Source organism: Pseudomonas sp. GW456-12-1-14-TSB6, assembly GCF_059424205.1.
In genome coordinates, this window is the sequence record NZ_JBWKZE010000002.1 from 283740 (window position 1) to 295420 (window position 11681).

General features: G+C 60.2%; 11 protein-coding genes. 7 read left to right on the forward strand and 4 right to left on the reverse strand.

The window, feature by feature from the left end; genetic code table 11:
- Positions 1–67: 67 nt before the first annotated feature.
- The gene (locus AC07Y2_RS02850; RefSeq protein ID WP_003195146.1) at positions 68–319 is read left to right on the forward strand and encodes a YfhL family 4Fe-4S dicluster ferredoxin; all 252 of its coding nucleotides are present in this window, start codon (positions 68–70) and stop codon (positions 317–319) included.
- A 38-nt stretch (positions 320–357) separates the two neighbouring features.
- Here AC07Y2_RS02850 and AC07Y2_RS02855 read toward each other — a convergent pair whose 3' ends face one another.
- The 3 genes from AC07Y2_RS02855 to AC07Y2_RS02865 all read right to left on the reverse strand — a co-directional run bounded on the left by AC07Y2_RS02855 (position 358) and on the right by AC07Y2_RS02865 (position 2405).
- Complete coding sequence (locus AC07Y2_RS02855) at positions 358–681, reverse strand: multidrug transporter (RefSeq protein WP_074690137.1); 324 nt, start codon at positions 679–681, stop codon at positions 358–360.
- 69 nt (positions 682–750) lie between these two features.
- Entirely contained in the window at positions 751–1563 is an 813-nt protein-coding gene (gene mutM, locus AC07Y2_RS02860) for a bifunctional DNA-formamidopyrimidine glycosylase/DNA-(apurinic or apyrimidinic site) lyase (RefSeq protein WP_007953423.1), read from the reverse strand.
- 29 nt (positions 1564–1592) lie between these two features.
- On the reverse strand, positions 1593–2405 hold the full coding sequence (locus AC07Y2_RS02865; RefSeq protein ID WP_163976907.1) for an HDOD domain-containing protein: 813 nt from the start codon (positions 2403–2405) through the stop codon (positions 1593–1595).
- Positions 2406–2632: 227 nt separating this feature from the next.
- On the opposite strand from AC07Y2_RS02865, the gene AC07Y2_RS02870 reads away from it, so the two are divergent.
- From AC07Y2_RS02870 to ilvD, 6 genes are all read left to right on the forward strand, one after another.
- Positions 2633–3172 carry a type 1 glutamine amidotransferase domain-containing protein gene (locus tag AC07Y2_RS02870; RefSeq protein ID WP_103385332.1) on the forward strand — a complete coding sequence of 180 codons (540 nt, stop codon included), beginning with the start codon at positions 2633–2635 and terminating at the stop codon, positions 3170–3172.
- Between the two features lie 123 nt (positions 3173–3295).
- Entirely contained in the window at positions 3296–4492 is a 1197-nt protein-coding gene (locus AC07Y2_RS02875) for a class I SAM-dependent rRNA methyltransferase (protein ID WP_074690133.1), read from the forward strand.
- Between the two features lie 441 nt (positions 4493–4933).
- Positions 4934–6007, forward strand: a complete 1074-nt coding sequence (locus tag AC07Y2_RS02880) for a SagB family peptide dehydrogenase (protein ID WP_103385331.1) — start codon at positions 4934–4936, stop codon at positions 6005–6007.
- Positions 6004–6960 carry a diiron oxygenase gene (locus tag AC07Y2_RS02885; RefSeq protein WP_039767905.1) on the forward strand — a complete coding sequence of 319 codons (957 nt, stop codon included), beginning with the start codon at positions 6004–6006 and terminating at the stop codon, positions 6958–6960. The genes AC07Y2_RS02880 and AC07Y2_RS02885 overlap by 4 nt, the downstream gene beginning before the upstream one ends.
- Entirely contained in the window at positions 6953–8170 is a 1218-nt protein-coding gene (locus AC07Y2_RS02890; protein ID WP_103385330.1) for a multidrug effflux MFS transporter, read from the forward strand. The genes AC07Y2_RS02885 and AC07Y2_RS02890 overlap by 8 nt, the downstream gene beginning before the upstream one ends.
- A gap of 255 nt (positions 8171–8425) precedes the next feature.
- The gene (gene ilvD / locus AC07Y2_RS02895; RefSeq protein WP_011336405.1) at positions 8426–10267 is read left to right on the forward strand and encodes a dihydroxy-acid dehydratase; all 1842 of its coding nucleotides are present in this window, start codon (positions 8426–8428) and stop codon (positions 10265–10267) included.
- 207 nt (positions 10268–10474) lie between these two features.
- On the opposite strand, the gene AC07Y2_RS02900 is transcribed toward ilvD, so the two are convergent.
- A complete protein-coding gene (locus AC07Y2_RS02900) occupies positions 10475–11536 on the reverse strand; it encodes an HAD family hydrolase (RefSeq protein ID WP_011336406.1) in 1062 nt (353 codons plus the stop codon).
- Positions 11537–11681 lie beyond the last annotated feature (145 nt).

Consider the following 11681-nt stretch of genomic DNA (forward strand, 5'->3'; position numbering starts at 1 on the left):
GCCAATGCGGCACAATTGCGCGCATTGATTCATAGCGCCCGGGCTCCCCGCCCCGGCTGGAGTTAGCATGTCCCTGATCATCACCGACGATTGCATCAACTGCGACGTCTGCGAACCCGAGTGCCCGAACGCCGCCATCTCCCAAGGCGAAGAGATCTACGTGATCGACCCGAACCTGTGCACCCAGTGCGTCGGCCACTACGACGAGCCGCAGTGCCAGCAGGTCTGCCCGGTGGATTGCATTCCACTGGACGAAGCCCATCCGGAGACTGAAGAACAGTTGATGGAGAAGTACCGCAAGATCACCGGCAAGGCTTGAGCCACTGAATCCGATCGCAGCTCCCGGCTGCGATCGCGTCATTCACGCTGCTCGAACCCCTCCCCTGTGCAGCCCAGGCAACGCACGAACGCCGCTTTCGCCGGCGCCACCACCAGCGCCTCTCCCGCATCGCCAATCCCGCCACCCAGCGCGGTGAACGGCAACGACACGACAAATGCCCCGGCGCCGATCACCGTCGCCACCACCAGCAATGGTCGGGCAATCAGCAGATCGCCGAGCATGGCGTAGGCCGGTGGATTCTGGATGGCGTAACGCGGATCACCGCTGCCGCCTTCGGTGGCCTGAACGGTCAGACTGAAGCACAGCAGCAGTGCGGCGATGAGGGTTTGCAAGGACTTCATGGCACGATCCTTCGGGCTGAACAGTGAGACATCTCACTATAGACCGTAGGACTTTTTCGGACGCCCTGCTCAGCTCTGGCAGCGCGGACACCAGACGCTGGCGCGCTGGCCGAGCTTCATTTCCCGCAGGCCCGTGCCACAGACCTTGCAGTGCTCGCCACCGCGACCGTAGACAAACAGTTCCTGCTGGAAATACCCCGGCTGCCCATCGCCACCAATGAAATCGCGCAACGTGGTGCCGCCGCGCTCGATGGCGGCAGCGAGGATGCGTTTGATCTCGATCGCCAGCTTCAGGTAACGCGCCCGGGAAATGCCCTTGGCTTCGCGGCGCGGATCGATGCCGGCGGCGAACAGCGCTTCGGTCGCGTAGATATTGCCGACCCCCACCACCACGGCGTTGTCCATGATGAACGGCTTGACCGCCATCGACCGCCCGCGTGACAGCTGATACAACCGCTCGCCATCGAACAGATCGGTCAACGGCTCCGGACCCAGACGGATCAGCAATTCGTGATTGAGCGGGTCGGTGCTCCAGAGCATCGCCCCGAAACGCCGCGGATCGGTGTAGCGCAGGGCCAGGCCCGACTCCAGTTCGATATCGACATGCTCATGCTTGGCCGCCGGCATCCCGACCTCAACCAGCCGCAGGTTTCCCGACATGCCCAAGTGGCTGATCAGCGTGCCGACTTCGGCGTTGATCAACAGATACTTGGCGCGCCGCTCGACCAGCACGATGCGCTGCCCGGACAGCCGCACATCAAGGTCTTCGGGAATCGGCCAGCGCAAACGCCGGTCACGCACGATCACCCGGCTGACACGCTGGCCTTCCAGGTGCGGGGCAATACCGCGGCGGGTGGTTTCGACTTCCGGCAATTCAGGCATGAGTGTCTCGAATCAAGGGTCTTTTTAAATCAGTGCGCGCCAAGTTCGCGGATGGTCTGCTTCAACGTTTCAAAGTCGTAATCCGAGAGGCCGATGTACTCCAGCACCAGCGGCCCGACCGCCTGCCATTCGAAGTCTTCGGTCTGGTTACCCAAAACCCGATACGACGCGCAGATGTGCTCGGCCATTTTCAGGATCGCCAGCAGGTTTTTCATCTGACTGTTGCGCGAAGTTTCGTCGCTGAAGATCGCCAGGGCATTGTGGTGGTTGGCGATGGCCGCGCTGACATGCTCCGGCAAGCGCCAGGACTTGGCGGTGTAATAACCGACCACCGAGTGGTTGGTGTTGTAGACATCGTTCTCGGTGTCCACGACCCGGCGCTCGGCACCCGCGTTGGCGTAAGCCGTTTCGAGCGTCGTCATGTAGTCCGGGAAACGCTGAAGCATCAGCGGCACGCCGCAGTCATGGAACAGGCCCAAGGCATAAGCCTCGTCGCTCGCCTCGGTGCCGACGCGTTTGGCCAGGGTCAGGCAGGTCATGGCCACGTCCTGGGCGGTATCCCAGAATCGGTTGAGAGTGACGATGGTGTCGTCGTTCATCTCGCCCTTGATCGACATCGCGTTGATCAAATTGATGATCGAACGGCTGCCCAGCAGGTTAACCGCGCGCTTGATCGAAGTGATCTTGTTGCTCAGGCCGTAATACGGCGAATTGACGATTTTCAGCAGCGAGCCGGACAGTCCGGGATCCTGGGAGATCAGCTTGGCGATCGTCTCCAGATCCGGGTCGGGCATGTACTGCTCCATTTGCAGATCCACCATGATCTGCGGCTGCGCGGGCACACTGATGCCCTGCAGGGACTGTTGAATCTGTTCGGTGGTCAGCTCTTGGGACATAAGTACACACTCTGGGACAGGCGGCGATTCTAACCTCTAAAAACCGACGCACGACACACCAGTGGGCAATTCGCAGGAACTTTCACTTTCCACCAGGCTTCGGAATCTGTAGTGCCCGGAGCAGTTCTCCATCTGTCTCGGGCAGTAATTCCAACAGACTCAGGAGCTTATCGATGGCCACTTCTCTCAGCGGCAAGCGCGTCGCTTTTCTGGTAACCGATGGATTCGAGCAGGTCGAGCTGACCGGCCCGAAACAGGCACTGGAGCAGGCTGGCGCGCAGGTCGACATCCTTTCTGCCGAAGCCGGCAAGGTCAAAGGCTGGAACCATGACAGACCGGCGGACGACTTCAAGGTCGACCAGACGTTCCGGGGCGCAAGCATCGAACAATACGACGCAGTGGTGCTTCCCGGCGGTGTGCAGAACTCTGACACCATCCGCATCGACCAGGACGCCCAGCACCTGGTCAAGACCGGCACCTCCGCCGGCAAACCGATCGCGGTGATCTGCCATGGCAGCTGGCTGTTGATTTCGGCAGGACTGGTCAATGGCAAGACCATGACCAGCTACAAGACGGTCAAGGACGATCTGGTCAACGCGGGGGCAAACTGGGTCGATCAGGAGGTGGTCAAGGACGGCAACCTGATCAGCAGCCGCCAACCGGACGATATTCCGGCGTTCAGCGGCGCACTGATCGACGCGCTGTCGGCATAGGGCTCAGGCCCACAGACGCGGGGCGGGCCTGCTCGTGACGGGGTCTGCCGCGTTTCATCGCACGCCAGACCCGGCATCAGGTGCAACACGGTATACTCCCGCTCTTTTTTCCGGAGCGACGTCATGTCCCTGCCTAGCTTGCGCCTCAAAGCCAACGCCGACCGTCGCCTGCGCGCCGGTCACCTGTGGATCTACAGCAACGAAATCGACGTGGCCGCGACCCCGTTGCACGGCTTCAAGGCCGGCGACCAGGCGATCCTCGAAGCCGCCGGCGGCAAGCCGCTGGGCATCGTTGCCATGAGCCCGAACAACCTGATCTGCGCGCGCCTGCTGTCGCGCGACATCAAGCTGGCGCTGGACAAGTCGCTGCTGGTGCATCGCCTGAACGTGGCCCTGTCGCTGCGCGAGCGCCTGTTCGACAAGCCGTTCTATCGTCTGGTCTACGGCGATTCCGATCTGCTGCCGGGTCTGGTGGTCGACCGTTTCGGCGACATCCTCGTGGTGCAACTCGCCTCCGCGACCATGGAAGCCCATAAAGATGACGTGATCGCGGCGCTGACCCAAGTGCTCAAGCCAAGCGGCATCCTGTTCAAGAACGACTCCGCCGCCCGCGATGCCGAAGGCCTCGAGCGTTACACCGAAACCGTATTCGGCGTGGTGCCGGAGTGGGTGGCTCTGGAAGAGAACGGCGTGAAATTCGAAGCGCCAGTGGTTCAAGGTCAGAAAACCGGCTGGTTCTACGATCACCGCATGAACCGCGCGCGCCTGGCCCCTTACGCCAAAGGCAAACGCGTGCTGGACCTGTACAGCTACATCGGTGGCTGGGGTGTGCAGGCCGCTGCGTTCGGCGCCAGCGAAGTGTTCTGCGTCGACGCTTCGGGCTTCGCCCTCGATGGTGTTGAGCGCAATGCTGCGCTGAACGGTTTCGCCGACAAGATGACCTGCATCGAAGGCGACGTCTTCGAAGCCCTCAAGGAACTCAAGGCCAGCGAAGAGCGCTTCGACGTGATCGTTGCCGACCCGCCTGCGTTCATCAAGCGCAAGAAAGACCTGAAAAACGGTGAAGGCGCCTACCGTCGCCTGAACGAGCAAGCCATGCGCCTGCTCAACAAGGACGGCATCCTGTTCAGCGCTTCGTGCTCGATGCACCTGCCGGAAGACGACCTGCAGAACATCCTGCTGACCAGCGCCCGTCACCTGGACCGCAACATTCAGCTGCTGGAGCGTGGCGGTCAGGGCCCGGATCACCCGGTACACCCGGCCATCCCGGAAACCCGCTACATCAAGAGCATCACCTGCCGCCTGCTGCCGAACAGCTGACAGACGCAAGGCTTTGACGCTATCGGAAGGGGGGCCCACGGGGCCCCCCTTCTTTTTGTCCTGAACTTTCCTACATTTATCGTCCTACCGACGCGCAGGAAATTTCCTTAAATATTTTATTTACGGAATTTAACTTACACACTCACCCCTATACCAAAGATCACTCCGACAGAATTACTGGATTATTCCTACTTAATATTTGCTTGCGATTAATCCATTACAAACTATTATTAAGTCGTCACCACGAAGGTGGCACCAACTAACCACGAAGCAAAATGAACAAGGAGTTCAATCATGAAAGCAATTACTCTGGAATCCCGCACCCTCGCAAACCTGGCTTTTCTGGTCGCACCTAAAGCTCGTTAAGTAAGGTTGGCGCTGGGTATAGCCGGCTACCCAGCGCCTCTGAGAATTTACCTGTCCAGAGCAGCGCGATCCAACATGCATATAAACCCTTATTTATTCATATTGCCCCGAACGCCCGGCCAGATAGTCTGGAATTACAAAGACCATGCTCAACATGAACTTGATCTTGAGTACGCTTCCCGACTGGCGCAACTTGTTCACAACCCTGACTTATACGACAACAACAACATAATAGATACGCAGCTTTTAAATGCAGGAATACTGACTTCTTATAAAATCCCGGCGCCTGCCTGGGGCTGGGATGAACTGTCCAGGATCTACCATATCGGGACCCGGGATATCCCCTGCGAACACACTCCCCGAAATATTCAGGAATGGTCTCGGCAGTACCTGGAACACTGCAACACAGTGCTTACCATTCCACCGCCGGCCGATGCCCCTGTGGATACCGGTCCGAACGCACTTATCGCACTGCCCGAACCGCTGGCACTGAATGACGACAGCCTGTTGAACTCACTGACCCGGCGAAAAACCTGCCGCTCCTTCACCGGTGCCGCCGTTTCGCTGGACGATGTCGGCACCTTGCTTTACCTGTCACTCGGTTACCTGCGAGAACGCGAAGCCGACCGCGACGACAGCATTGCCGATGGACTGAGCGCACGACGCAGCAGCCCTTCCGGAGGCGGCCTCAATGCCTGCGCCGGGTTCGTGCTGGTGCAGAACGTCGACGCTTTGGCGCCTGGCGCGTATGCCTACCACCCTGCCGAACACGCCTTGAGCTTTATCAGTCCCTTGCCCGACAGCGAATTTGGCAATCTGCTGGGGGGCCAGCACTTCATCAACAACCTGCCATTGGGCCTGTTCATCACCGCCCGCTTCGACCGGCTCTGGTGGAAATACCCGCATTCGCGCGCCTATCGAATGGCGTTCGTCGAAGCCGGGCACCTTTCGCAGACGTTTCAACTGGTGGCGACAGCGCTCGGCATGAACACCTGGCTCACAGGCGCGTTTTCCGATGAGCAGGTCGAAGCGTTGCTGAAGCTCGAGAACAGTGCGGAACAACCCTTGTTCTTTGTCGGTTGCGGGGAAAGCGACGGCCAGGCGATGTGTGAGGAAATGCGCGACCTGTTGCGTGAGGCACAGCCATGAACGCCCTCGCCCCGGAGCCGGTCTTTCAGTTCACCCTGAGCGACTGGAACAGCCGCGCCTCGGTTCGCACCAGTCCTCACGATTACCGCTTGCCGGACAACGTGCAGGAACAACTGGAGACCCGGCACTGGTTTCCGCCGGCGTTCCTGCCGTATCTGGCCCATCCAGCCATCGAAGCGGCGGGCCGTTCGATGCTGCATCGACTTACGGCTCGACATCTGGTGCATTTTCTCGACTACACCACGCTGCTCGAACACCGGATCGTCAATCGCGCCGTCGAAACCATCGTCCACGGCGAGCTGCCCGTCGCGGTACCGGCGCCGATGAAAACCGCCGCGCTCCAGCTCTACACCGACGAGGGCTACCACGCCCTGTTTTCCAGTCAGGTGGCCGAGCAGATCGCCAGCCTCTACGCCATCACCGGGCGCCCGGTGATGCCCAGACGGATCACCCGGATGAACCTGCTGATAGCTCGCACCAGTCAGGAGCAACGGCCACTGGCGTGCTTTCTTCTGGGTTTCGTCTCGGAAACCATCATTGCCCGTGAACTGCTGGATGTCTGCCGCGACAGTCTGGTGTCCGGCGTCAACGACATGTTGCGCGATCACCTCACCGATGAAGCGCGCCACAGCCGCTATTTCACCGAAGTGTTCCACTACCTCTGGCTGCACTTGAATCCGCGACAGCGAACGTTTGCCGCGACGACCTTGCTCGACATTCTGCAAATCTTCTTCGAAGTGGATGAGCACTGGCTGCAGGAAAGCCTCGGTGGCGCGGGCATTGCAAACACCACGGTGAGAGACATTCTCGGCACGATGACAACGACCCAGGCCAGTCGGCAACGAGCGCGAGCTGGCAGCCTCGCCACATTGAGCGCACTGAAAAAAGCCGGTTTTTTCGCCGAACCTCAAAACCAGACACTATTTGCCAGGGCAGGACTGATCGATGGATGACGGACAATCTGTGGTGACCCGACGACAGCGGCGCGGGGCTGTCAGTCTTTTGCTGGCAATGGTGTTGCTCGGCGTCTTTCCACTGGATGTCCTGCTGCCTTCATTTCCGGCACTGGCGGAGCACTTTCGCCGCACCCCGGCGGACATCGCCCTCTCGATCAGCCTGTTCGCCGTCGGAATAGCCTTCGCCCAGTTGCTGATCGGGCCGCTGTCGGATGTGATCGGCCGCAAGGGTTTGCTGCTCGCCGGCATGAGCGTTTCCATATTCGGCGCCCTCGGGTGCGTGATGACCTCGGACTATTCGCTGTTTCTGATTTTTCGGGTGGTGCAGGCGCTGGGGTGCGGTTGCTTCGTGCTGTCACAGGCGCTGGTGCAGGACCTGTTCGAAGGCGAAGAACGTGACCGCCTACGGATTTTAATGGTCACCGCCGGCGGGATTTTCATCTCGGTTTCGCCGCTGGCAGGCACCTTTCTTCAGGCGACATTGGGCTGGCGCGGCAGTTTCTGGGTGTTCATCGCATTATCAGCCGCAGTGCTGCTCAAGGCCTGGCTGTTTCTGGAGAACACCCGACCGACCGACAGTGGCACCCGGACGAACTTCCTCTCGGCCTATCGACAGGTTCTGGGAGATTTCGACTTCGTCGGCTACTGGCTGATTTCGGCATTTGCGTTCGCCTGCCACTTTTCATTCATCGTGATCTCGCCGCTGATCTTCATGGATCGGCTGCAACTGTCCGCTTACGAGTTTTCGTTGATCCTGCTGATCTACGGTGCGGCTTACGTCACCGGGGGTATCCTCGCCAGTGTGCTGAGCAGGCGCATCAACAGCGGCCAGCAGATGGTCGTCGGCCTGAGCCTGATCCTGTTCGCCGGCGTGACCCTGCTGTACCTGTCGTCGAACTTTGCACTGGCTCCGGCGACCGTGCTGATCCCGATGCTGATCTGTACCGCCGGCACCACCATTGCCCGACCGGCGGCCACGTCCCGGGCCATGAGTCTGTTTCCGGAAAACGCCGGCACCTCGGCCTCGGCCGGCAGCACGATCATTTTCATCTGCGGTGGCTTGATCAGTGCCTTGATCAGCCTGAGCCCGACCAATCTGCAATCCACGCTGGGCTACAGCTTCGTGATACTCAGCGGGGTGGCACTGGCGTTGAACGCGCGGATCAGTCGGCGCAGCGATCTTGTGGGGCAACCGGACAGCGATTAACCCTGCCGGTCGTCATCCCGCACGCTTCGTCAGCACTGGAACAACGTTTTGCGCCATTCCCTCCTGACGCCAGCGGTGTAGAATCGCGAGATTCATCGCCATTCATCCCCGGCGGGTTTATGAGCTCAGGCTGAGACCAGCGGCGATCCCGCAACGTCATCGGCAACATCAGGACACACGGCCATTTCTGAGTGTTCCAGACGTCAATAGAAGCTCACTCCCCTTTGATACCTGATTAGCCGCCCGGAGTGCTCCATGCCAGATTACCGCTCGAAAACATCCACCCACGGCCGCAACATGGCCGGCGCCCGCGCACTGTGGCGCGCCACCGGGATGAAAGATGACGACTTCAAGAAGCCGATCATCGCCATTGCCAACTCCTTCACCCAGTTCGTACCGGGCCATGTGCACCTGAAGGACCTGGGCCAACTGGTTGCCCGCGAGATCGAACGCGCTGGCGGCGTTGCCAAAGAATTCAACACCATCGCCGTGGACGACGGCATCGCCATGGGCCACGACGGCATGCTCTATTCGCTGCCGAGCCGCGAGATCATCGCCGACTCCGTCGAGTACATGGTCAACGCCCACTGCGCCGACGCCATCGTCTGCATCTCGAACTGCGACAAGATCACCCCGGGCATGCTGATGGCCGCTCTGCGCCTGAACATCCCTGTGATCTTCGTCTCCGGCGGCCCGATGGAAGCCGGCAAGACCAAACTGGCCAGCCACGGTCTCGACCTCGTCGACGCCATGGTCATTGCCGCCGACTCCAGCGCTTCTGACGAGAAGGTTGCCGAGTACGAGCGCAGCGCCTGCCCGACCTGCGGTTCGTGCTCCGGCATGTTCACCGCCAACTCGATGAACTGCCTGACCGAAGCCCTGGGCCTCGCACTGCCGGGCAACGGTTCGACCCTGGCCACCCACAGCGACCGCGAACAGCTGTTCCTGCAGGCCGGCCGCACCATCGTCGAGCTGTGCAAACGCTACTACGGCGAGAACGACGAGTCGGTACTGCCGCGCAACATCGCCAACTTCAAGGCGTTCGAGAACGCAATGATGCTCGACATCGCCATGGGCGGATCGACCAACACCATCCTGCACTTGCTGGCCGCTGCCCAGGAAGCCGAGATCGACTTCGACCTGCGTGACATCGATCGTCTGTCGCGCAAGGTGCCGCAATTGTGCAAGGTCGCGCCGAACATCCAGAAGTACCACATGGAAGACGTGCACCGCGCCGGCGGCATCTTCAGCATCCTCGGTTCGCTGGCCCGTGGCGGCCTGCTGCACACCGACCTGCCGACCGTGCACAGCCGCAGCATGGAAGAAGCCATCGCCAAGTGGGACATCACCCAGACCGACGATGAAGCCGTGCACCATTTCTTCAAGGCAGGCCCGGCGGGCATTCCGACGCAAACCGCGTTCAGCCAGTCGACCCGCTGGGAAACCCTGGACGACGACCGTGAAAACGGCTGCATCCGCAGCTTCGAACACGCCTATTCGAAAGAAGGTGGCCTGGCCGTGCTGTACGGCAATATCGCCCTGGACGGCTGCGTGGTGAAAACCGCCGGCGTCGACGAGTCGATTCACGTCTTTGAAGGCAACGCGAAGATCTTCGAAAGCCAGGACAGCGCGGTACGTGGCATCCTCGCCGACGAAGTGAAGGAAGGCGACATCGTCATCATTCGCTACGAAGGCCCGAAAGGCGGCCCGGGCATGCAGGAAATGCTCTACCCGACCTCGTACCTGAAATCCAAAGGCCTGGGCAAAGCCTGCGCCCTGCTGACCGACGGCCGTTTCTCCGGCGGCACTTCCGGTCTGTCCATCGGCCACGCTTCGCCAGAAGCTGCGGCCGGCGGCGCGATCGGTCTGGTACAGGACGGCGACAAGGTGCTGATCGACATTCCGAACCGCTCGATCAACCTGTTGATCAGCGACGAAGAACTGGCAGCCCGCCGGGTCGAGCAGGACAAGAAAGGCTGGAAACCGGTCGAACAGCGTCCACGCAAAGTGACCACTGCCCTCAAGGCCTACGCCCTGCTGGCGACCAGCGCCGACAAGGGTGCGGTGCGCAACAAGGCGATGCTCGACGGGCTGTAAGCGTCAAATCGCAGAAACAAAAATGCCCCGCCAAGTGCGGGGCATTTTTTTGCCTTCAGTTTGATCGTTTGATCGTTCCCACGCTCCCGCGTGGGAATGCCTCAAGGGACGCTCTGCGTCCAGTGACGCGGAGCGTCACGGGCTGCATTCCCACGCGGAGCGTGGGAACGATCATCGCGCTCTGCTCGAGAGCGATCACCGTAGCAATTACTGGATTTCTTCAGGTTTGACGATCACCCAGTTCTTGTCCGCCGTCACCGGCAAACCTTCTTTCGCCTGGGCCGCCGCATGCTTGGCCATCATGCCCTGAATCTGGGTCATGTATTTGTCCTTGCGGTTGACCCACAGGTGAATGCCGCCCTTGGCCACGTCCACATCGTGGAACAGCATGTAGCCGTCGCTGGTCGGGGTGTCGCCACCCACCAGTACCGGTTTTTTCCATTCGTCGATGTAGGTCAGGATCGCCGCGTGCTTGCCGGCCATCCAGGTCGCCGGGGTCCACAGGTATGGGGTCAGTTCGAGGCCGAGGTTGGCTTTCTCGTCATACTTGCCGGCGGTGATCTGCTTGCGCGCGGTGGTCAGCTCGCCGGTCTCGCGGTTCTTCAGCAACGTGGTCACGCCGATCACATTCTGCGGTTTGACGTTGTAGCCATACTTCGGATCGGCCGCGACCATCCGCACCAGTTCTTCGGAGGCGGCGGTCATCACGTAGACCTCGATGCCGTTCTCCATCAGCTTGTTGTACAGCTCTTTCTGGCCAGTGAAGATCTTCGGCGGATTCACATCCAGATTCTTGACCACGTCACCTTCGTAATAGGTCGCCGGCACCGGTTTGCCCGAGGCCATCAGCTCATCGACGTAGCCCTTGAGTTCCTTGAGGGTGAAGCCGGAAAACACCTGAGCCACCCATGGATAGCAGACCATGTCGTCGACTTCGCAGAGGCGGTAGTAATAGCTGAACAGGCTTTCCTTGTGGTCGGCGGTGTCCTTGAACGGCATCAGTTTCAGGGAAGGGTCGAGCTTGTCGCGGGTGATCAGGCCCTTGTTTTCCATGAACGGCAGCAACGACTCTTCGAGGTCGTAGCGGTAACTGGTGTTGTCCATGTCGAACACCGCGTAGTTACCCTTGTTGGCGTTGGCAGCGATCATCGCGTCCAATGCCTTGGCCTGATCCGCCGGCCAGTGTTTCAGGTCGGTGGCGAATGCCTGAGTGGCCAGGCCCATCCCCACAGTCAGTGCGACAGCCAGAAATTTCGGTGTGAACTTCATTGGCGCTTTCTCCCTGGGTCAAAGAAATCGACGCTAACAAATATGTGTGACAGTCCTCGTCTGTCAGCGACCGTCCACGTCCGTTTCGCGCCAGCTGCATCCCCGAGAGCGACACCCGCTTATTCCAAAAACGACGGACGACCTC

Bases quoted from the DNA above. Each gene is read 5' to 3' on its own strand.
- ilvD (WP_011336405.1), top strand. From the start codon at position 8,426: ATGCCAGATTACCGCTCGAAAACATCCACCCACGGCCGCAACATGGCC.
- AC07Y2_RS02880 (WP_103385331.1), top strand. From the start codon at position 4,934: ATGCATATAAACCCTTATTTATTCATATTGCCCCGAACGCCCGGCCAG.
- AC07Y2_RS02870 (WP_103385332.1), top strand. From the start codon at position 2,633: ATGGCCACTTCTCTCAGCGGCAAGCGCGTCGCTTTTCTGGTAACCGAT.
- mutM (WP_007953423.1), bottom strand. From the start codon at position 1,563: ATGCCTGAATTGCCGGAAGTCGAAACCACCCGCCGCGGTATTGCCCCG.
- AC07Y2_RS02850 (WP_003195146.1), top strand. From the start codon at position 68: ATGTCCCTGATCATCACCGACGATTGCATCAACTGCGACGTCTGCGAA.
- AC07Y2_RS02900 (WP_011336406.1), bottom strand. From the start codon at position 11,536: ATGAAGTTCACACCGAAATTTCTGGCTGTCGCACTGACTGTGGGGATG.
- AC07Y2_RS02855 (WP_074690137.1), bottom strand. From the start codon at position 681: ATGAAGTCCTTGCAAACCCTCATCGCCGCACTGCTGCTGTGCTTCAGT.
- AC07Y2_RS02885 (WP_039767905.1), top strand. From the start codon at position 6,004: ATGAACGCCCTCGCCCCGGAGCCGGTCTTTCAGTTCACCCTGAGCGAC.
- AC07Y2_RS02890 (WP_103385330.1), top strand. From the start codon at position 6,953: ATGGATGACGGACAATCTGTGGTGACCCGACGACAGCGGCGCGGGGCT.
- AC07Y2_RS02875 (WP_074690133.1), top strand. From the start codon at position 3,296: ATGTCCCTGCCTAGCTTGCGCCTCAAAGCCAACGCCGACCGTCGCCTG.